This window comes from Parapedobacter lycopersici, from assembly GCF_040395035.1.
Lineage (GTDB): Bacteria > Bacteroidota > Bacteroidia > Sphingobacteriales > Sphingobacteriaceae > Parapedobacter > Parapedobacter lycopersici_A.
The window spans coordinates 134,877-153,322 of record NZ_JBEBRB010000001.1 but is presented as its reverse complement, the minus strand read 5'-3'; the positions used below and the strand labels follow the sequence as shown (position 1 = coordinate 153,322).

Below are 18,446 nucleotides of genomic sequence, written 5' to 3'. Positions count from 1 at the left end.
ATTGCTAATAGCTGCTCGCTAATTTATTTTTTTGCTGTATCTTTGGCGTCATGTTGCAAGAGAAAATACAGCAGTATACCAAAGAAATAGAAGCGTTTAACCCGAAATCCGCTGACGATGCCGAAGCATTCCGGCTTAAGTTTTTAGTAACCAAAGGCATTGTGCGGAATTTGTTCGAAGCATTCAAAACAGTGCCCGCGGAAGAGAAGCGTGTGCTGGGCAAGGTGCTGAATGAATTCAAGCAGCTTGCCGAGAGCCGTTATGCGGCATTTCAGGAACAATTTTCTTCGGCCTCATCGGCATCCAAACATGCACAGTACGACCTTACGCTCCCCGGAGAGGGGTTTGCAGTGGGATCACGGCACCCGTTGTCCCTGGTGCGGAAGGAAATCGTGGAGATTTTTAAAAAACTGGGTTTTACGGTTGCGGAAGGCCCGGAAATCGAGGACGACTGGCACAATTTCACGGCACTTAATTTCCCTCCCGAACATCCCGCCCGTGACATGCAGGATACCTTTTTCATTAAAAAGCAGGAAGGAAACGATATTGCACTGCGTACCCATACGTCGTCTGTGCAGGTGCGGATGATGGAAAACGGCACGCCGCCCTTCCGTTCCATTATGCCGGGCCGGGTTTACCGAAACGAAGCCATCTCGGCACGCGCACACTGCTTTTTCCACCAGGTAGAGGGGCTCTACATCGACGAAGGGGTGTCCTTCTCCGATCTGAAACAGACCCTGTACTACTTTGTGCAGGAACTCTTTGGTGCCGATACACAGGTGCGTTTCCGCCCGTCTTACTTCCCGTTTACAGAGCCCTCGGCCGAGATGGACATCAGCTGTACCATCTGCAAGGGGAAAGGCTGCCAGCTGTGTAAACAAACCGGCTGGGTGGAGATACTGGGTTGCGGAATGGTAGATCCTAACGTGCTCGAAAACTGTGGGATTGACAGCACGAAATACAGTGGTTTTGCTTTCGGAATGGGTATCGAACGCATTACCAACCTGAAATATGAAATCAAGGATCTGAGGTTGTTTTCCGAAAATGACGTCCGTTTCCTTAGCCAGTTTGACACGGAGTTAATTTAAATGTCCAACATACTGTACATCGTTTCTTTTGTTTTGCTGGTCTTGCCCATGGCCTGCAAAAAAGGAGGATGTAACGTCATTGAAAACATGCCGGTAACGGAACAGGTGTCCATGATCCAGTATTCCCAGCTCTATGTGCCCAATGGGGTAGCGGTGACGGACCGCGGAGGGGTGGCCGGATTAATTGTGGTGAATACCGGAAATGGTTATGTGGCTTTTGACCGGTGCAGTACGGTAAATCCGGAAAAGCGCTGTGCAGTTGTTGTGGAAGAAAATGGTGTGGTAGCCAGGGACCCCTGTTCAGGTGCGCGGTATCTGCTGGTCAACGGATCGCCGGCTGAATTGGCAGAGTGCCCGCTGAAACCATACCATGCGTCTCGAAATGGCGAAACCATAATCGTATCAAATTAATGGAAGCCGATAAAGTTAAAGAATCAATAAAGCGATCAGCCCGGGAACTATTCCGCCGCTATGGGTATAAAAAAACCAGTGTCAACGAAATTGCCCGGAAGGCAAAGATTGCCAAAGCGACGATTTATAAGTATTTTGACAGTAAAGAGCTGGTATTGCATGCCATCCTGATGGATTACATCCGCGAGAGTGTAGACGACCTGTTGGGCAAATACAACAACCAGGCCGACCTGGAAACCTACCTGGGGAATACTATTCTGCGGGTCAGCCGCCTGACATATACCATCTGCAACGAATTTTTGGGCTGGGACTTTATCCGGGAGTCGGCCAATACGCAGGAGTACCTCAAAACACTGTCAGACGACCTGGAGTTTCTGCTGGTCAGCTCGTTTATCAATAGCACGGAAATCGGCCGTGCCGTAGCACCTGAAAAGCTAACTTTTCTGATCAAAGCCAGTAAAAACATCGTGTTCTCATTTGCCTTTACATCGGTAAGCGAGGCGGACGTGCGTAAGAATTTCGTCTCCTTCCAAAAGGAAATCCTTCCGTATCTGGTGAAGGCAACGGTGGATGGCGACTAATTTGAAAGATAACCGGCAAAACCCGTACCTTTGCACCTTATGAGCAGACGAAGGATTCCGCCCGAAAAGCGGCTGATACAGGATATCACCATTACGGATATCGCCGAAGAGGGAAAAGGGGTTGGCAAGGCAGAAGACCTGGTTCTTTTTGTGGATAAAGCCATTCCCGGCGATGTGGTTGACGTGGAGTTAACCCGCAAGAAAAAGAACTTCGCCGAGGCAAGGATCGTTCAGCTCAAGACGGATTCCCCGCACCGGATTAAACCATTCTGTGATCATTTCGGGGTATGCGGCGGCTGCAAATGGCAGCACATGGAATACCCCGCACAGCTTACCTACAAACAGAACAGCGTAGCAAACGCCCTTTCACGCCTGGGTAAGGTTGATACGTCGCGCATGGAGGCGATACTGCCGGCCCCGGAGACAACCTACTACCGCAATAAACTTGAATATACCTTTTCCAATAAACGGTGGCTGACACAGGTAGACGACGAACAGGCCGCTACAGAGATGAACGCGCTGGGCTTTCACGTCCCTGGCCGGTTTGATAAAATTCTGGACGTCGACCATTGCTACCTGCAACAGGATCCGTCAAATGCCATCCGTAACCGGTTGCGGGCATTTGCACTGGCGGAGCAGATTTCGTTTTATGACCTCCGGCAACACGAAGGTGCGTTACGGAATCTCATTATCCGCACGGCATCAACAGGGGAGCTGATGGTGATTGTCGTGTTTGCCTATGCCGATGCGGAAACCGTGCAGAAGACCATGGCCTTTCTCCAGGAAGAATTTCCACAGGTTACGTCGCTGCTCTATATCCTCAACCAGAAAAAAAACGACACTATTTTTGATCAGGATATCCACCTTTTTGCCGGTCGCGACCATATTTTTGAAGAAATGGAAGGCCTGCGGTTTAAAATCGGAGCCAAGTCTTTTTACCAGACCAACTCTCAGCAGGCCTATGCGCTTTATCAGATTACGCGTGATTTTGCGGCTTTTGAAGGCCACGAACGGGTATACGACCTGTATACCGGCGCAGGCACTATTGCCAATTTTATTGCCGGGCATGTGCAGGAAGTAATCGGGGTGGAGTATGTGCCCACAGCTATTGAAGATGCCAAAATCAATTCGGCCGTTAATGGCATTGCCAATACGAAGTTTTTCGCGGGCGACATGAAAGACGTATTGACCCCGGATTTCATTGCCGAGCACGGCAAGCCGGATGTCGTGATCACGGACCCGCCGCGTGCCGGCATGCATGCCGATGTCGTGGCCCGGTTATTGGAGATGGAAGCCGGGAAGATCGTATACGTGAGCTGCAACGCGGCAACACAGGCCCGGGACCTGGCCCTGCTACAGGAAAAATATGAAGTGGTACGGATCCGTCCGGTAGATATGTTCCCGCAGACCCAGCACGTTGAAAATGTGGTTTTATTGAAGCTAAAAGGATAACCAGCTTATGGAATTGGCGGATTTATTGGGTGCACAGGCCGGCGACGATGGCCAGCCAAAAAAAGAGAGCCCGCTTAAAAGCTTAAAAGTAGACCTGGATTTTTACAGCGAATCCATTAAGGAAACCGCGGTGGAAATCATGGCAGAAGGATTTTCGGCGTACCCCATTTTTGTGGCGCACCAGCACGAGGTCAGTCTGGGTGAGCTGATCCTGGATAAAAACGAACTGGGTACCGAATGGTCGGTGCATGCCTCCTCCCTGGAAGAATTTATCGAGCGCGGGATCGTTAAAGAGGAGCGGAAGGCCCATTTTATTAAAAAATATAAAAAGCCGGAAGATTTTATGTGTGTTTTCGTTATCGTTCCTGAAGGCGCTAATTTTGTGTACTATCCGTACCAAAAATAAGAAAATCAACCGGCGGGTTAAACGTTGGGGCGCATAAACGGTCAAACCCTTTATGGCGGATGACGGCAACCGAACCCGCCGCTGCAGACATGTAAATGAATTGCCTTACCAAAATAACGTTTCTCTTTCTCTGCAATGTCTTATTGCCGGTGTGGTTATGTGCCCAGGAGTCGGGCGTAATACGGGGTATTGTCGTCGAGGCAGGCAGTAGCAAACGATTAAGCGGGGTAACCGTTACGAACAAAAACACACAGCGTACCGCTATATCCAATAACCTTGGCACCTTTGAGATTTATGTAACGGTGGGTGATAGCCTGACCGCCAGCAGTGTGGGTTATGTACCTGTCGCCACGGAAATTACCACCCTCAGTGATATCCTGCTGGATATGAAGATGGGGACGATTCAGCTGGAAACCGCAACGGTGGACCGGATGAGTAAGGAGGCAGAACTCCGCGATGCCATGCAGGGCTACCGGAAGCAAGGTGTCTACTATAATGGCAAACCTCCGGCTTTGGCGTATATTTTTAATCCCGTCACTTCGCTTTATGAGCTATTCGGCCGCACACCGAGGAATGCGCGGCGCTTCCAGAATTACATGAGCCAGGAGCTTGAGGCGACGGAAGTCGACCGGAAATTCAATAAGACACTGATCCAGGACCTAACCGGCCTCGAAGGGGAAGATCTCAATAACTTTATCGTCTGGTTCCGTCCTTCCTACGAAAAAATACAGCACTGGCAGGAATACGATATGACGGCGTATATTATGCAATCGTTTAAACAGTTTGAACGGGATGGCCGTCCGGCCCCGCCGAAACTGCCTGAATTAAAGGCCGACCCGCCCGAAGATTAACGATCGCGTTTTGTGGCGGCTCACGGAGGCCGCATGTTTTGGCACTGGGTTTGCATCTGTTAATACATAACAAAACTTAAACATTATGACTGGGAATAGAAAACTCACCTTATTTGGGCTGTCGGTAGCAACATCGATGATGCTGTTCAGTGGTTGCAGCACCATACAGTCCATGTCCAATACGCAGAAAGGAGCAGCCGTTGGCGTAGCTGCCGGTGGCGCATTGGGTGCCCTTATCGGGGGCAAGGCCGGCAATACGGCAATCGGTGCATTAGCGGGTGCAGCCATTGGCGGTGTTGCAGGCGGACTTATCGGTAAAAAAATGGATAAGCAGGCGGCTGAGATTGAGCGTACGGTAGCGGGAGCGGAAGTAATTAAAGCGGAAGAAGGTATTGTTGTCAAGTTTGATTCGGGTATTCTTTTCGATTTTGATAAGACCGAGGTCAAGACCGCTGCCCGCGAAAACATTGCAGATCTGGTGGCTTCGCTGAACAATAACCCGGACACTGATATTCTGGTTATCGGGCACACGGATAATAAGGGTACCGATCAGTATAACCAAGGGCTTTCCGAGCGCAGGGCCAAGGCGGTACGCGACTATGCCGTATCACAGGGATTGGCGGCACGCCGGATCAAAACCGAGGGCCGGAGTTTCCATGAACCCATCGAAGATAACAGTACAGAGGCTGGCCGGGCACAGAACCGCCGCGTGGAGATTGTGATTGTTGCGAACGACAAAATGATTGAGGAAGCCCAGAAGCAGGCAAACCAATCGTAAACGGGTTCGCCACGGTGGTAGCGGCTTAGCTGCGGCAGCGGCGCAGCCAAGGAATATATCCAAAGGCCGGAATAACCTGAGTAGCGGGTTGCTCCGGCCTTTGCCTGTTTAGCTGCCCCAGGTCGTAATCAGCAGCTTCCGCTGCCCGCCATAATTCCGGTGTTCGCATAAATATACGCCCTGCCAGGTTCCCAGCGCCAGTTTCCCGTTCCGGATCGGAACATTCAGCGATGCCCCCATCAACGATGCCTTGAGGTGCGCGGGCATGTCATCGGAACCTTCATCGTTATGCAGGTAATCCGGATCATTTTCCGGAACAGCTTTATCGAAATACGTTTCGAAGTCGCGGCGCACCGTCGGGTCGGCATTTTCGTTGATGGTCAGCGAAGCCGAAGTGTGCTGGATAAACAGGTTACAGATGCCCGATTTCCATTGCCGTGCCGGACCTAAACACGCGTTAATTTCATCCGTGATTAAATGGAATCCCCGTGGGTATGCGCGGAGCGTAAGCTGCTTTTGGTGTATTTGCATTATGTTCCTTTTTCCAGCAGTTCTTCCAGTTTATTCCGCAGTGCCTGTCCGCGCAGGTCTTTTGCAATGATTTTTCCCGAAGGATCAAGCAGGTAGTTTGTCGGGATGCTGTTGATGCCAAAATGTGCAATCGCAGCGCTGTTCCAATGTTTTAAGTCAGACACTTGGGGCCAGGTCAATTTATCTTTTTGGATGGCCACTAGCCATTCATTCCTGGAATTGTCCAATGAAATACCGAGGATATTGAAGTTTTTATCTTGATATTTCCGGTACATCGCCACAAGGTTTGGATTTTCCACCCGGCAGGGAGCGCACCACGCTGCCCACAGATCGACCAACAAGTATTGCCCCTTAAAATCCGTTGAGCTGATCGGATTACCGTTAGTATCGGGTAACGTTATTTCGGGCATTACTACACCCATTGCAAATAGTTTTATTCTTGCCAATCTGGTTGCGAGATCCTGGCCCAAAGGCGACTGCCTAAGCTCACTGGAGAGGTTATTGTAGAGGGATTCCACTTGTTCGTCAGGAGCTACTCCAACCATTCTCATCAAATAATTCAGGCTGACAATGACATTTGGGTTGTGCTGGATGAAATCGCTATGAAGCTTGATAGCATGATCGAGGTACTGTGCTTCCGCAGCAGCCAATTCTGCTTTGAACCCGTCGTCTTCCAGCATTTCGGGTGTTGCCTCTTGTTGTTTTTTTGTTAATTGCATTTCCGCTTCCTGAAGCGGTAAGGTTACCTCTTTATAAATGCGCAATTGTGCATCATTATTTGGTGTGCCACTGATGACGGCTTCACGCAGACTTCCCGTACTATCTTTTATGGTGATGACACCGTCTTCCAGAAATAAGCCTTTAGATTCGGCAGCGCGCTCATAGCCTGATCCTTCTCTGTTCAGTACGATTTGTAATCCGATAATGGAGTCAATATCACCCTCAAATGTGAATTTACCATTTTCCAGCACAGCCGAATCACGGACAACATACGCCTGATCCTGCACTTCCAGCAGGTAAACGGTAGCAGGGGCATTCAGGTTACCCAATGATCCCTGTATGGTGTAACGCTGCTTTTTCGAGCAATCTGTCAGCAGCAGCACAGCCAGTACGGCTAAAATAATGGAAAATCTTTTCATAATTCATTGGTTTACAATATTGGAATTGTATTGGTCGAGTTAAAGTTAACGGATTTTCCGCAATTTATGAAATGCATTGGACCAAAGGAAGCCGGTCAGGGATTGCCCGGAAACGGCAGGATACAGGTAGGCTTTGTGTGTACGGTACTCCCGGGATGCTTCCACAGCAGGTCCACCTGTTAACCGAAGAAACGTGGACTCACCGTGGACTCATGGTGGAGTCACTGTGGACTCATCCCGAAGAAAGGGCATCGGTGTCCCGGTGAAAAAGCAGGCTACTGATACTGGATATAAATGGGTGCCGGTGTCAGTGCCAGCACTTCGTCCAGTGTCATCATCCGGTGCGGTGCCGGGATCAGGTCGTTCTTATAAAAGAACTTAAATCCGGTGAACTGAATGGGTTCGGGAAAAATGTAGCTTCGATAGGTGTTTTTCTTCAACGCCGGCGCACCCCATCCGTCCATGTTGATGACCTGCTGCACTTCGGGGTGCAGCTTGATCTGCTGATAATCCTTAATCATACCCTGGGTAAAGCGATGCACCACAAGGACCTTGGGAGGGAGGTTATTGTTGCGGACCAGTTTGGCAAGATGCGCGGCGGCAAAATTGATGTCCTTAGCGGTAAATGAGCCAATCCGTTTGCCCGGGGGTAGGTCTTCTTTCATGGAAAATTCAGGGTCAATACCCAGGTGCACGTGCGGCATACGCAGAAAGGTGTCGAGGCGCGGGATCTCGTCTTCCAGCGTGCTGAAGCCGACCTGGATGTCCAGAAAGACCAGCGCATCTCTTTTTTTGGCAATGCGAAGCACGGAATCGATCTGGCTGAATGGCATGCGCAGCCGGTGTTTGCCGTCCCGTCCGGGACTGCCCTGTGCGGTGACGGCAATGTAATGGAGTGCGGGAACTGCCGGAATACCCGTATCCGCTGCATTCCAGGCAGCCACTTCGGCATCCAGTTTATCCAGCATTTGCACAGGGGGCAGTTCACCAAGAATACCCATCTGACGGGAATATAGGTTTCCATAATAGGCGATGATCCGTTTGCCGGGCAATACAGCCCCTTTAAGCGGAATCGGCTGGTCCGCTACGGGCCACCTTCCGGTGGTATCGCCATGAGCCAGTGCATGCAACCCCGCCCAGTAGACGGCGGAATCAACCCTGCCGTCGGAAGAAGGTTCCGCTGCCGGCATTGCCGGCTGTTCCGTTGCTTCGGCGGTAGGTGGAATTGATCCCCCGGTGCCCTCCTGTTTTGCATTTTCTGTCAATTGACAGGCGCTAAATAATAAACCCAGGTAAAGAAAAACGGAGGACTTGTTGCTGTGTGCCATATTGGAATCAGTTTAGCAGGAGCGATCATCCGGCTATGTTTCTTGCGCAAAGAAACATAAAAAAATGAAAGCTTCCTGCGGAACAAGTTAATTCTGATCTCCAGGTTAGCTTTGGCACTGAATAATGGCCGACATTTAAAACGATACTGATAACCAGGGCCACTGACACGGGTTTTGAGTCAGACGGACTGACATGCAAACTTGACTTCGTGCTTCTATTAAACTTTAGCAATACATTGAAACTTTGTACTCCAACCCGTCGGAACGCAAAGACTTGAGCCGTTATAGGCAGGGCTAATAGACATTAAACCACGACAAAGCCCCATCAAAACCATTTCTACAAAATGCTAACTGAAAAAAATGAACAAAAACTTGTGTAGTTAAATGACTACGCTTACATTTGTAGCCAAATGACTTCAATATGAAAACAAGAAGAGACGTATTTCAAGCAATTTCCGACCCCACAAGGCGGGCAATTTTATTGTTGCTTGCTACTCAGGCAATGCCGGCAGGCGCTATCGCTGCTAATTTTGATTATTCGCGACCCACGATTTCTAACCACATTAAAATATTAACTGAATGTGATTTGCTCAAACAAGAACAAAATGGGAGGGAAATTCATTATCAACTTAATCCCGAAAAAATGAAAGCCGTGGACGATTTTTTAGCGCCTTTCCGCAAAATGTGGGACGACAGGTTCAATAAATTAGAATCCCTAATGAAGCATTATAAAAACAAAAAATGAAATGGAGCAAAAAACCAAAATTGTAGCTGAAGAAGGCAAACAGGAATTAACGATTGTACGAGAATTTGATTTGCCCTTGGAATTGCTTTTTAAAGCTTATGAAGAACCAGAACTTGTTGAACAATGGATGGGAGCAAAAGTGTTGAAATTAGACAACAAAAAACACGGTTCTTATGCTTTTGAAACGTCGCACAACGGAACTGTTGTTTTCCGTGCAAACGGGACAATACACGAATTTGTGTCAAACCAGAAGATCATACGGACATTTGAAATGGAAAATATGTCTATAGGCGCTCAACTTGAATTTTTGGAATTTGAAAAACTGACAGATGATACAAGCAAATTGACAATACAAATCATTTACAGGTCGGAGCAACATAGAGCAGAACAATTAAAACTTCCATTTGCGTATGGACTTAATATGGCTCACAATAAACTACAAGAAATAGTAAACAGATTAAAATAGCAAAGCATGAAAAAAAGAGATAAAATAATTTATTGGATAGCAACCGTGTGGTTATGTCTGGGTATGGTATCTACCGCCATTATTCAGCTATTTAGGATACAGGCTGACGGGCCGGGTACCGAAGAAAACCTAACACATTTAGGTTATCCCGCTTACATTCTTACACTACTCGGAATATGGAAAATACTGGGTGTGATTGCATTTCTTATTCCAAAATTTCCATTGCTGAAAGAATGGGCTTATGCGGGTATCTTCTTCACCGTAACCGGGGCCTTATATTCACACATTGCATCGGGCGATACTTTCAATTTGATATTGCCTTCTTTACTTTACCTTGTGCTGATTGCAATTTCCTGGTATTTCAGACCTTCGGACAGAAAAATCATCCTAATAACAAATAAATTATAAAATATGACAACAACGATAGATTTTAAAAATGTGTCCATAACAGGCTTAGCGTCATCTCCTGTTGCAGCAGCGCTTGCTGGTTTACGTGCAAATGAAGCACGATATTTTATGAATAAATACAACACGGAATTTAGTGTTACGCCAGCCGATGAAAGCATTGAAACAATCGCGTGGGTTCATAAAATATTAAAGGAAGAGCGCGGTATAGTGATCGCATCGAAACCCTTGGAAACAGCAACATTGCAGGTTGAAAATATAAAATGGGTGTTCGTTTTTTACGAAAGCGGCCTTGGAATTAATGTTTTATACCCACTTGACAATCCGAAAAAAAGGGCTGTAGGATTTAAACTTTCCGAAGGAATGGAAGTGCCGGAGGAATTGAGCAAATTCAAATTTGCTCGCCAAAAATCTAAGTTGGCGGGAACCATTAGAGGGTCATTTTTTGTCATAAAAGGAGCGTATTAAAATAATCAATCTAGTTAGCTCGGATTGAAAAAGCACAAGCGACACATTAACTGCAAGATGCACGGCAACTGTTACTAAAATTAGATCATCATTGTTTTACTTGAACATAACGGCAGGCAAATTTAGTCGTTTGGAAATGGGGAAATTCAAGAACCTAAGCGTTTAAATAAATGAAGGTATCAAATATTCAAACAACGAAAACCCAACGATCCAACGCAGGAATCAGTAACTTTATTAACGAAATCTGCTCTTAGATAGCGATAAATATGTCCACTTTTGCTGACGATTACAGTAGTTTCGCGTACTTGCAGTTCATTTGACCGTAATTTTGTAGTGTGATAATTTTAAATTATAGCTTTTGGACCGCTTGTCTTGCATCAAAAAAGTTTAAATCACTTCAATAAGATTATTAACGAAGATGATGTAATTGTCTTCCGTTATTTATATCATTTATCGTTGGATCAAAAATGGCGGGTATTTATTTTCATATTCCTTTTTGTAAGCAGGCGTGTCATTACTGCGATTTTCATTTCAGCACTTCGCTGAAATACCGCGATGAAATGATCGACGCCATGCAGCGCGAATTGAACCTGCGGAAGGCATACCTGGGCAATGAGCCCGTCGAAACCATTTATTTCGGCGGGGGCACCCCTTCACTGCTCGCGCCGGATGAAATACGGCGACTGCTTGGAACCGTGACGGATCTATTTCCGGTGTCATCGGGCGCCGAAATCACACTGGAGGCCAATCCGGATGATTTGCATGCCGGTTTCATTGCCGGGCTTCGCGATACACCGGTGAATCGCCTGAGCGTTGGCATTCAGTCATTTTTTGAGGAGGACCTGCGCTGGATGAACCGCGCACACGGGGCTGCGGACGCCGAAACTGCGATAAAACGGCTTCAGGATGCCGGTTTTGACAATATCACGGCCGACCTGATTTATGGTTATCCATTGCTCACCAACGAGAAGTGGCAGCGGAACGTGGCAAAAATGCTTGCATTTAATGTGCCGCACATTTCTGCATACAGCATGACTGTGGAACCGCAGACCGCGTTGGCGGCCCTGATCCGGAAAGGGAAGCAGCGGCCGATGGACGAGCAGCAAAGTGCGGTGCAATTTGAATACCTGATGGATGCGCTGGACCAGGCCGGGTATATCCAATACGAAATATCGAATTTCGCCCGGGAAGGGCGCTACGCAAGGCACAACAGCAACTATTGGAGGGGTGTTTCCTACCTCGGTGTCGGTCCCTCCGCCCATTCCTTTGATGGCGGTACGCGGCAATGGAATGTAAGCAATAATGTGAAATACCTCCGGGCGTTGCAGGACAATAAACTGCCCGGGGAACGTGAATTCCTGACGAGCCGGGATCGATTGAACGAGTACATTATGACATCATTGCGGACGGTCTGGGGACTTGATCTGCGGATTGTTGAAACTGAATTCGGCCGGGAGCGCCGGCTCGTCCTCGCGGCAGCATTACAGGCATTCCTGCAGTCTGGGGATATCCTGGTAAGGGAGGAGGTGGCTACACTGACCAGGAGTGGAAAACTGCTGGCCGACCACATCGCTTCGGAACTGTTTTTTACCGATTAATTCCCGGAACCTTTTTCCCGTACGGGCGCTATTTTTGCCATGATGATGGCTGTGGCCCCGGCCTTGCGGGCCACATAAGCCCCGCTCTTCCGTCCGGCCACGAGACGTTGTCCCTCCGTTTGCAGCTCGTTAAAAACCGCAGCCAGTCCGTCGGCGTCCGCGACCGTGAAACCGCCACCTTCGACGATCAGGTCCTTTGCCTCCTGGAATTTCCGGTAATTGGGGCCGAATACAACGGGAATGCCGTAAGTGGCCGCCTCCAGCGTATTGTGAATGCCCTTGCCAAAGCCGCCGCCGATATAGGCTACGTGACCGTAACCATACAGCGTGGAAAGCATACCAATGTTATCGATGATGAGGGTGGTTGATAGCCGACGGTCCACGGCCGGTGTTGCGCGGCCGGTGACCTGATTTCCGGTAACTGAAAGCCGATCGGTGCCTCCGTTCATATGAGAATACCGCTGGCTGTCCGGAAATAGCTTTTCGATGGAAAGGATGTGCTCTTCGTGGATTTCATGCGGCGCAAGGATGAGTTTCCAGTCGGGATACCGCCCGCGCAGACCAGCGAGCAGGACTTCGTCTGCAGGCCAGGTGCTGCCGGCGACCAGCACCGGATGACCGGCTACGAAGTCTGCAATCCCGGGGAGTTCTTTGCGCATCCGGGGCAGCGTAACCACGCGGTCGAACCGGGTATCCCCGGCAAGCACGGCATTGGTATGGCCCAGCGGTGCCAGCAACCGCAGGCTTTCTTCATTCTGGGTGAAAAAGAAAGTCACGCACCGGAGTGCTTTGCGGAACAGGCCCCCATACCAGCGGAAGAACACCTGTCCGGGCCGGAAAATAGCGGAAATCAGATACAGGGGAACGTTCCTGCGGTGCAGCGCCTGAAAATAATACGGCCAGTATTCGTATTTGGTGAAAACCGCAAATTCGGGATTAACCAGTTCAACAAAGCGGCGAGCATTGCGCGGGGTGTCGGCGGGCAGGTAATAGACGTGGTCGGCCAAGGGGGTGTTTTTGCGGATTTCATAACCCGAAGGCGAGTAAAAAGTGACCAGAAAAGGCTTATCGGTCCGTCGGGCGCGCAACGCCTCCAATACCGGGCGTCCTTGCTCGAACTCGCCCAGTGAGGCAAAGTGAAACCAGATGCATCCGCGGTCCGGATCAACCTCCCGTGCGATGCGGTGCAGGAGATTCCGGCGACCGCCGACCCACTTTCGGGCCTTGGCGTGAAAGGGCGATAACAGCCATAAAAATAAACCGTAAATTTTGATACTGACCAGGTAAATTGCCTGCATAATCCTTATATTCGCCTCAAACTTAACTAAAGTTACCTACTTAAGCAATTGGGCTCAGGGGGTAAATGATATGCAAATTAGCTTATGTCAAAAGCGCGGATACTTATCACTGGTGCAGCGGGTTTTTTGGGGTCCCACCTCTGCGATCGTTTTATCCATGAAGATTACCATGTCATCGGGATGGACAACCTGATTACGGGTGATCTCCGTAATATTGAACACCTGTTCAAGCTGCCTAATTTCGAATTTTACCGGCATGATGTATCTACCTTTGTGCATGTGCCGGGCAAATTGGACTATATTCTTCACTTTGCGTCGCCAGCAAGCCCGATCGATTACCTGAAGATCCCCATCCAGACCCTGAAAGTGGGCTCGCTGGGTACCCACCACCTGCTGGGCCTGGCCCGGGCGAAAGGTGCCCGGATTCTGGTAGCCTCTACATCGGAAGTGTATGGTGATCCTACGCTAAGCCCCCAGCCGGAAACGTACTGGGGAAATGTGAACCCGGTGGGACCACGGGGTGTTTACGATGAGGCGAAGCGCTTTCAGGAGGCCATTACCATGGCGTACCACACCTTCCATGGACTGGAAACACGTATTGTGCGCATTTTTAATACTTATGGTCCCCGGATGCGGCTCAATGACGGCCGGGTATTGCCGGCATTTATCGGGCAGGCATTGCGCGACGAAGACCTGACGGTTTTCGGCGACGGCTCCCAGACACGGTCTTTCTGCTATGTAGACGATCAAGTGGAGGGTATTTATCGGCTGCTCCTGAGCGACTACCCGCATCCCGTAAACATCGGTAACCCCGATGAGATTACCATCCGGCAGTTTGGCGAGGAGATTATTAAACTCACCGGTACGGACAGGCAGCTGGTTTACCGGGATCTGCCGGTGGACGATCCCAAGCAGCGGCGGCCTGATATTACCAAAGCGCGGGAAATCCTGGGATGGGAACCCAAAGTAGGGCGGGAAGAAGGGCTCCGGATTACGTATGATTATTTTAAATCGTTGCCCGACCAGGAAATAGCACATAAGGATTTTACGTATTATAATAAACGATAAATGAGCAAAATCTTAGTAACTGGCGGTACCGGCTACATCGGTTCGCACACGGTGGTTGCGTTGCAGCAGGCCGGATATACGCCGGTAATTGTGGATAACCTTTCCAATTCCAATGTGCGGGTACTTGACCAGATTGAAAAAATTACCGGTGAAAAGCCGGAATTCCACGAGTTTGATCTTTGCGACGAACAGCGGGTCCGGGCATTCGTAGCGGCTAATCCGGATGTCAGCGGGATCATTCACTTTGCGGCTTATAAGGCCGTGGGTGAATCTGTTCAACAGCCGCTTAAATATTATCACAACAATTTATTTTCGTTGATTAACTTGCTTAATGCCTATGCAGGTAAGCCGGTAAATTTTGTGTTTTCATCCAGCTGCACCGTATATGGCCAGCCCGATCAATTACCGGTAACCGAAACGGCACCCGTAAAGCAGGCCGAATCACCCTATGGCAATACGAAACAGATTGCTGAGGAAATCCTGTCTGAAACAGCGGCGGCATCTGATAATTACCGGATCATATCGCTTCGGTACTTTAATCCGGTGGGTGCCCATGAAAGCGCGCTCATTGGCGAACTGCCCCTTGGTGTGCCGCAGAATCTCATTCCGTTTATTACCCAAAGCGCAATTGGCAAGCGCGGCCCGATTACGGTTTTCGGCGACGACTACAGTACGCCCGACGGCTCGGCAATACGCGATTATATCCATGTGGTGGATCTGGCCAGAGCACACGTGGCAGCTATTGACCTGCTGGAACAAGGAAACCCGGATGGAAACTACGACGTATTCAATGTAGGGACGGGCACCGGCAATTCGGTGCTGGAAGTTATCCGGGCATTCGAGGAATCCACGGGTGTGAAGCTTGATTATCAGATCGGACCCCGCCGTGCCGGAGATGTGGAACAGGTGTGGGGGGATGTAACGAAATCCACCGAGAAGCTGGGCTGGAAGGCTGCATTGGGAATTGAAGAGATGATGCAGTCGGCATGGAAATGGGAACAGTATTTGAAGACGAATCCGCTGAGTTAGTTATTGAGTAGTTGTATTATGAAAAAAATTATCATTACCGGCGGAGCCGGGTTTATCGGATCGCATGTAGTCCGGCGGTTTGTGACCCGTTATTCCGATTACGAAGTGATTAACCTGGATAAGTTGACTTATGCCGGTAACTTGGCGAATCTTCGCGATATCGAAGACCGGCCCAACTACCGGTTTGTGAAGGGCGATATCACAGACACGGCTTTTCTGGATGAACTGTTTGCGGCTGAGCGGCCTGCGGCCGTGATTCACCTGGCGGCAGAGTCGCATGTCGACCGCTCCATCAGCAGTCCGCTGGAGTTTGTACTGACCAATGTGGTAGGTACCGTAAACCTGCTGAACGCGGCGAAAAAGTATTGGGAAGGCGAATATGCGGAACACCGGTTTTATCATGTGTCTACGGACGAGGTCTACGGGGCACTGGGCGATACGGGTATGTTTACCGAAGAGACAAAGTATGATCCCCATTCACCTTATTCGGCATCCAAAGCTTCTTCTGACCATTTTGTAAGGGCGTACCATGATACGTACGGGCTGGATACGGTGATTTCCAACTGTTCCAATAATTACGGATCCTTCCACTTTCCGGAGAAACTGATCCCGTTGGCCATTAATAATATTAAAAATAACCGGCCGGTGCCGGTGTATGGCAAAGGCGAGAACGTGCGCGATTGGCTTTGGGTGGAGGACCATGCACGTGCTATTGATGTGATCTTCCATGGGGCAGCCCCGGGCCAGACCTACAATATCGGCGGGCATAATGAATGGAAGAATATTGACCTGATCCAGCTGCTCTGCCGGATTATGGATAAAAAACTGGGGCGGGCAGCAGGGGAATCCGCCAAGCTCATCACGTTTGTAAAAGACCGCGCAGGGCACGATTTGCGGTATGCCATTGATGCCACCAGGCTGAAACAGGACCTGGATTGGGAGCCCAGCCTGCAGTTTGAGGAAGGGCTGGAAAAAACGGTGGACTGGTACCTCGCAAATGAAGAATGGCTGCAGGATGTAACGTCCGGCCATTATCAGCAATATTACGCGGAACAGTACGGCGGTTAGCGCCCGGCTATCCGAACTTCGGCATCTTTTAGTACAGGCACCAAGGTATCCATATTATTACCATGATCCCGGGGTACGACCCGGATAAAATGGTATGTTTGTTTGTAAACATAACTAACGTAACGATGAAATGTCCGAATTGCAATGAAACGTTATTGATGTCCGTAAGGAATCAGGTAGAGATCGATTATTGTCCGTCGTGCAGGGGAATATGGCTGGACCGGGGTGAGCTCGACAAAATTATCAGCTACGCTGAAAGGGAAGAAACAAATGCCTCCCGCAACCCGTCGGGAGATTGGGATCGCGACCGCGACCGTCCGAAGTACGACGACCGGTACCACCAGAGTCATCCCCGTAAGAAAAAGTCCTTTTTAGGCGACTTTTTTGACTTTGACTAACCCCCTTTTATTAGTTAGTGGCCGAAAGGCGGATTTTTTGCAGTATGGGTGAACAGCGTTTTCCTCCAAACCGGTTTTTCGTGATCACGGGTGGACCGGGAACGGGCAAAACAACCCTGCTGGATGCCCTGCGGGCGAAACAATTTCCCTGCATTCCAGAGGTTGCCCGTGAAATTATCCGGGAACAGGTTGCCTGTGGCGGTGATGCACTGCCGTGGCAAAATAAAGCCGCTTATACCCAGCTGATGCTAAAGACGTCCGTGGAGAGCTACCTGCAAACGATGGATGAATACACACCGGGCAGCGTGGTGTTTTTTGACCGGGGAATACCGGATACATTATGTTATGCGGCCATGATCGGTCTGGAAATTCCCGACGAGCCGGAGCTGGCCAGCCGGTACCGTTATCATCGCCGTGTGTTTATTTTGCCTCCCTGGCCAGAAATCTATCATACCGACGCCGAACGAAAGCAAACGTGGGAAGAGGCGGTGTTTACCTATGAAATGATGAAAAAGACCTACAGCAAATACGGCTATCAATTGATTGACGTACCCCTGGTACCTGTTGTGGAGCGGGTTAAGTTTCTGGAACGCCATATCCGGGAGGAGCACACGTAAGGTCCGTGGTGAATTTTTGGCGACGGAACCTCAGGTATATCTGTGCCGATTTTTTATTACAGCACCTGTTTACCGGTGAGCATACGGCCGTCAACCTCCTTGTCAACCGTAATATAGCCGGGGTAGTTCAGTTGTTTATTGCCCAGTGCAAGCGTCGGCTTAATCTTCAGGCTTACTTTGATTTTTTCGTCCGACTGGCCATTTTGTACCTTTTTCAGGAACGTCAGCAGTTTGCCCTGGGTTTGCCTGTCGGAAAGAAAGGAATATACATTTGCCTGCAATTTTACCGGAACAATGACAGTTTCCCCCGCTGGAATAATGACCGGAAGATCGGACGTTCCGTCCATGACCTCGCGGTCCTCGATCAGGATTTTATAAGCGAATTGCTGTATACCGGCCCGGCTTCTGGTCGGGTTGGTGACCCGTACCTGTAATAAACCGGACAGTGGGACATCCCGGTTTAAGAACCCCAGCGCAACGCCCGGAAGACTCCCCACATCAAGGCGGCCGCCGGCGATCAGCCGACCCACGTCCGTTCCGGCCAGAAAGATACTGTCAGCGGATACAAATTCATAGCGGCAGTTTTCCAGTGCGCGCAGTTCTTTTGCCTGTTTGTCCAAACCGCAGGCCATCAGGAGAGTAATTATCCCGATGAGTAATGTGCATTTTTTCAGCATGAAAACAATATAGCAACATTAACGCCAAATCAGGTTAAAATCCG

The 18,446-nt window shown here is 49.4% G+C and carries 23 protein-coding genes; 18 read left to right on the top strand and 5 right to left on the bottom strand.

The window, feature by feature from the left end; all coding sequences use genetic code 11:
* Positions 1-50 precede the first annotated feature (50 nt).
* The 7 genes from pheS to ABWO75_RS00725 all read left to right on the top strand — a co-directional run bounded on the left by pheS (position 51) and on the right by ABWO75_RS00725 (position 5,567).
* The gene (gene pheS / locus ABWO75_RS00755; protein ID WP_353181548.1) at positions 51-1,088 is read left to right on the top strand and encodes a phenylalanine--tRNA ligase subunit alpha; all 1,038 of its coding nucleotides are present in this window, start codon (positions 51-53) and stop codon (positions 1,086-1,088) included.
* Positions 1,089-1,499 (top strand): hypothetical protein, encoded by a 411-nt coding sequence (locus tag ABWO75_RS00750; protein WP_353181547.1) that lies wholly within the window; start codon positions 1,089-1,091, stop codon positions 1,497-1,499.
* Entirely contained in the window at positions 1,499-2,080 is a 582-nt protein-coding gene (locus ABWO75_RS00745) for a TetR/AcrR family transcriptional regulator (protein ID WP_353181545.1), read from the top strand. The genes ABWO75_RS00750 and ABWO75_RS00745 overlap by 1 nt, the downstream gene beginning before the upstream one ends.
* A 39-nt stretch (positions 2,081-2,119) precedes the next feature.
* Positions 2,120-3,532: a 23S rRNA (uracil(1939)-C(5))-methyltransferase RlmD gene (gene rlmD / locus ABWO75_RS00740; protein WP_353181543.1), complete on the top strand. Its 1,413-nt coding sequence runs from the start codon at positions 2,120-2,122 to the stop codon at positions 3,530-3,532.
* Positions 3,533-3,539: 7 nt separating this feature from the next.
* The gene (locus ABWO75_RS00735) at positions 3,540-3,938 is read left to right on the top strand and encodes a hypothetical protein (protein WP_353181541.1); all 399 of its coding nucleotides are present in this window, start codon (positions 3,540-3,542) and stop codon (positions 3,936-3,938) included.
* Between the two features lie 95 nt (positions 3,939-4,033).
* Positions 4,034-4,789: a carboxypeptidase-like regulatory domain-containing protein gene (locus tag ABWO75_RS00730; protein WP_353181539.1), complete on the top strand. Its 756-nt coding sequence runs from the start codon at positions 4,034-4,036 to the stop codon at positions 4,787-4,789.
* 85 nt (positions 4,790-4,874) lie between these two features.
* Positions 4,875-5,567, top strand: coding sequence for a YiaD family glycine zipper/OmpA-like lipoprotein (locus ABWO75_RS00725; protein WP_353181537.1), 693 nt, complete (start codon positions 4,875-4,877; stop codon positions 5,565-5,567).
* Positions 5,568-5,675: 108 nt separating this feature from the next.
* Here the strand turns inward: ABWO75_RS00725 and ABWO75_RS00720 are convergent, their stop codons facing one another.
* Positions 5,676-6,098 (bottom strand): secondary thiamine-phosphate synthase enzyme YjbQ, encoded by a 423-nt coding sequence (locus ABWO75_RS00720; RefSeq protein WP_353181535.1) that lies wholly within the window; start codon positions 6,096-6,098, stop codon positions 5,676-5,678.
* Positions 6,098-7,237 (bottom strand): redoxin domain-containing protein, encoded by a 1,140-nt coding sequence (locus ABWO75_RS00715; protein ID WP_353181533.1) that lies wholly within the window; start codon positions 7,235-7,237, stop codon positions 6,098-6,100. The genes ABWO75_RS00720 and ABWO75_RS00715 overlap by 1 nt, the downstream gene beginning before the upstream one ends.
* A 71-nt stretch (positions 7,238-7,308) precedes the next feature.
* On the opposite strand from ABWO75_RS00715, the gene ABWO75_RS00710 reads away from it, so the two are divergent.
* Positions 7,309-7,503, top strand: coding sequence for a hypothetical protein (locus ABWO75_RS00710; protein WP_353181531.1), 195 nt, complete (start codon positions 7,309-7,311; stop codon positions 7,501-7,503).
* A gap of 9 nt (positions 7,504-7,512) precedes the next feature.
* Here the strand turns inward: ABWO75_RS00710 and ABWO75_RS00705 are convergent, their stop codons facing one another.
* Entirely contained in the window at positions 7,513-8,565 is a 1,053-nt protein-coding gene (locus ABWO75_RS00705) for a hypothetical protein (protein WP_353181529.1), read from the bottom strand.
* A gap of 421 nt (positions 8,566-8,986) precedes the next feature.
* On the opposite strand from ABWO75_RS00705, the gene ABWO75_RS00700 reads away from it, so the two are divergent.
* The 5 genes from ABWO75_RS00700 to hemW all read left to right on the top strand — a co-directional run bounded on the left by ABWO75_RS00700 (position 8,987) and on the right by hemW (position 12,247).
* Positions 8,987-9,310, top strand: a complete 324-nt coding sequence (locus ABWO75_RS00700) for an ArsR/SmtB family transcription factor (protein ID WP_353181527.1) — start codon at positions 8,987-8,989, stop codon at positions 9,308-9,310.
* Between the two features lies 1 nt (position 9,311).
* Positions 9,312-9,776, top strand: a complete 465-nt coding sequence (locus ABWO75_RS00695) for an SRPBCC family protein (RefSeq protein ID WP_353181525.1) — start codon at positions 9,312-9,314, stop codon at positions 9,774-9,776.
* A gap of 6 nt (positions 9,777-9,782) precedes the next feature.
* Positions 9,783-10,184, top strand: a complete 402-nt coding sequence (locus ABWO75_RS00690) for a DoxX family protein (RefSeq protein WP_353181523.1) — start codon at positions 9,783-9,785, stop codon at positions 10,182-10,184.
* Between the two features lie 3 nt (positions 10,185-10,187).
* Positions 10,188-10,649: a DUF8821 family protein gene (locus tag ABWO75_RS00685; RefSeq protein WP_353181521.1), complete on the top strand. Its 462-nt coding sequence runs from the start codon at positions 10,188-10,190 to the stop codon at positions 10,647-10,649.
* Positions 10,650-11,116: 467 nt separating this feature from the next.
* Complete coding sequence (hemW, locus tag ABWO75_RS00680; protein ID WP_353181519.1) at positions 11,117-12,247, top strand: radical SAM family heme chaperone HemW; 1,131 nt, start codon at positions 11,117-11,119, stop codon at positions 12,245-12,247.
* Here the strand turns inward: hemW and ABWO75_RS00675 are convergent.
* Positions 12,244-13,545: a 3-deoxy-D-manno-octulosonic acid transferase gene (locus ABWO75_RS00675; protein ID WP_353181517.1), complete on the bottom strand. Its 1,302-nt coding sequence runs from the start codon at positions 13,543-13,545 to the stop codon at positions 12,244-12,246. The genes hemW and ABWO75_RS00675 overlap by 4 nt on opposite strands.
* An 84-nt stretch (positions 13,546-13,629) precedes the next feature.
* On the opposite strand from ABWO75_RS00675, the gene ABWO75_RS00670 reads away from it, so the two are divergent.
* The 5 genes from ABWO75_RS00670 to ABWO75_RS00650 all read left to right on the top strand — a co-directional run bounded on the left by ABWO75_RS00670 (position 13,630) and on the right by ABWO75_RS00650 (position 17,725).
* Positions 13,630-14,613, top strand: coding sequence for a UDP-glucuronic acid decarboxylase family protein (locus ABWO75_RS00670; RefSeq protein ID WP_353181515.1), 984 nt, complete (start codon positions 13,630-13,632; stop codon positions 14,611-14,613).
* Positions 14,614-15,642 (top strand): UDP-glucose 4-epimerase GalE, encoded by a 1,029-nt coding sequence (galE, locus tag ABWO75_RS00665; protein ID WP_353181513.1) that lies wholly within the window; start codon positions 14,614-14,616, stop codon positions 15,640-15,642.
* A gap of 18 nt (positions 15,643-15,660) precedes the next feature.
* The gene (gene rfbB, locus ABWO75_RS00660; RefSeq protein ID WP_353181511.1) at positions 15,661-16,710 is read left to right on the top strand and encodes a dTDP-glucose 4,6-dehydratase; all 1,050 of its coding nucleotides are present in this window, start codon (positions 15,661-15,663) and stop codon (positions 16,708-16,710) included.
* Positions 16,711-16,835: 125 nt separating this feature from the next.
* Positions 16,836-17,108: a TFIIB-type zinc ribbon-containing protein gene (locus ABWO75_RS00655; RefSeq protein ID WP_353181509.1), complete on the top strand. Its 273-nt coding sequence runs from the start codon at positions 16,836-16,838 to the stop codon at positions 17,106-17,108.
* Positions 17,109-17,152: 44 nt separating this feature from the next.
* Positions 17,153-17,725 (top strand): AAA family ATPase, encoded by a 573-nt coding sequence (locus ABWO75_RS00650; protein WP_353181507.1) that lies wholly within the window; start codon positions 17,153-17,155, stop codon positions 17,723-17,725.
* A gap of 56 nt (positions 17,726-17,781) precedes the next feature.
* Here ABWO75_RS00650 and ABWO75_RS00645 read toward each other — a convergent pair whose 3' ends face one another.
* On the bottom strand, positions 17,782-18,402 hold the full coding sequence (locus ABWO75_RS00645) for an LEA type 2 family protein (RefSeq protein ID WP_353181505.1): 621 nt from the start codon (positions 18,400-18,402) through the stop codon (positions 17,782-17,784).
* Between the last annotated feature and the right edge of the window lie 44 nt (positions 18,403-18,446).

Excerpts from the sequence above, each read along its gene's own strand:
- galE (WP_353181513.1), top strand. The coding sequence starts at position 14,614 with ATGAGCAAAATCTTAGTAACTGGCGGTACCGGCTACATCGGTTCGCAC.
- ABWO75_RS00715 (WP_353181533.1), bottom strand. The coding sequence starts at position 7,237 with ATGAAAAGATTTTCCATTATTTTAGCCGTACTGGCTGTGCTGCTGCTG.
- ABWO75_RS00670 (WP_353181515.1), top strand. The coding sequence starts at position 13,630 with ATGTCAAAAGCGCGGATACTTATCACTGGTGCAGCGGGTTTTTTGGGG.
- ABWO75_RS00725 (WP_353181537.1), top strand. The coding sequence starts at position 4,875 with ATGACTGGGAATAGAAAACTCACCTTATTTGGGCTGTCGGTAGCAACA.
- ABWO75_RS00705 (WP_353181529.1), bottom strand. The coding sequence starts at position 8,565 with ATGGCACACAGCAACAAGTCCTCCGTTTTTCTTTACCTGGGTTTATTA.
- ABWO75_RS00655 (WP_353181509.1), top strand. The coding sequence starts at position 16,836 with ATGAAATGTCCGAATTGCAATGAAACGTTATTGATGTCCGTAAGGAAT.
- ABWO75_RS00735 (WP_353181541.1), top strand. The coding sequence starts at position 3,540 with ATGGAATTGGCGGATTTATTGGGTGCACAGGCCGGCGACGATGGCCAG.
- ABWO75_RS00690 (WP_353181523.1), top strand. The coding sequence starts at position 9,783 with ATGAAAAAAAGAGATAAAATAATTTATTGGATAGCAACCGTGTGGTTA.
- ABWO75_RS00720 (WP_353181535.1), bottom strand. The coding sequence starts at position 6,098 with ATGCAAATACACCAAAAGCAGCTTACGCTCCGCGCATACCCACGGGGA.
- pheS (WP_353181548.1), top strand. The coding sequence starts at position 51 with ATGTTGCAAGAGAAAATACAGCAGTATACCAAAGAAATAGAAGCGTTT.
- ABWO75_RS00730 (WP_353181539.1), top strand. The coding sequence starts at position 4,034 with ATGAATTGCCTTACCAAAATAACGTTTCTCTTTCTCTGCAATGTCTTA.
- ABWO75_RS00750 (WP_353181547.1), top strand. The coding sequence starts at position 1,089 with ATGTCCAACATACTGTACATCGTTTCTTTTGTTTTGCTGGTCTTGCCC.
- ABWO75_RS00700 (WP_353181527.1), top strand. The coding sequence starts at position 8,987 with ATGAAAACAAGAAGAGACGTATTTCAAGCAATTTCCGACCCCACAAGG.
- ABWO75_RS00695 (WP_353181525.1), top strand. The coding sequence starts at position 9,312 with ATGGAGCAAAAAACCAAAATTGTAGCTGAAGAAGGCAAACAGGAATTA.
- ABWO75_RS00685 (WP_353181521.1), top strand. The coding sequence starts at position 10,188 with ATGACAACAACGATAGATTTTAAAAATGTGTCCATAACAGGCTTAGCG.
- ABWO75_RS00675 (WP_353181517.1), bottom strand. The coding sequence starts at position 13,545 with ATGCAGGCAATTTACCTGGTCAGTATCAAAATTTACGGTTTATTTTTA.
- ABWO75_RS00650 (WP_353181507.1), top strand. The coding sequence starts at position 17,153 with ATGGGTGAACAGCGTTTTCCTCCAAACCGGTTTTTCGTGATCACGGGT.
- rfbB (WP_353181511.1), top strand. The coding sequence starts at position 15,661 with ATGAAAAAAATTATCATTACCGGCGGAGCCGGGTTTATCGGATCGCAT.
- hemW (WP_353181519.1), top strand. The coding sequence starts at position 11,117 with ATGGCGGGTATTTATTTTCATATTCCTTTTTGTAAGCAGGCGTGTCAT.
- ABWO75_RS00710 (WP_353181531.1), top strand. The coding sequence starts at position 7,309 with ATGCATTGGACCAAAGGAAGCCGGTCAGGGATTGCCCGGAAACGGCAG.
- rlmD (WP_353181543.1), top strand. The coding sequence starts at position 2,120 with ATGAGCAGACGAAGGATTCCGCCCGAAAAGCGGCTGATACAGGATATC.
- ABWO75_RS00745 (WP_353181545.1), top strand. The coding sequence starts at position 1,499 with ATGGAAGCCGATAAAGTTAAAGAATCAATAAAGCGATCAGCCCGGGAA.
- ABWO75_RS00645 (WP_353181505.1), bottom strand. The coding sequence starts at position 18,402 with ATGCTGAAAAAATGCACATTACTCATCGGGATAATTACTCTCCTGATG.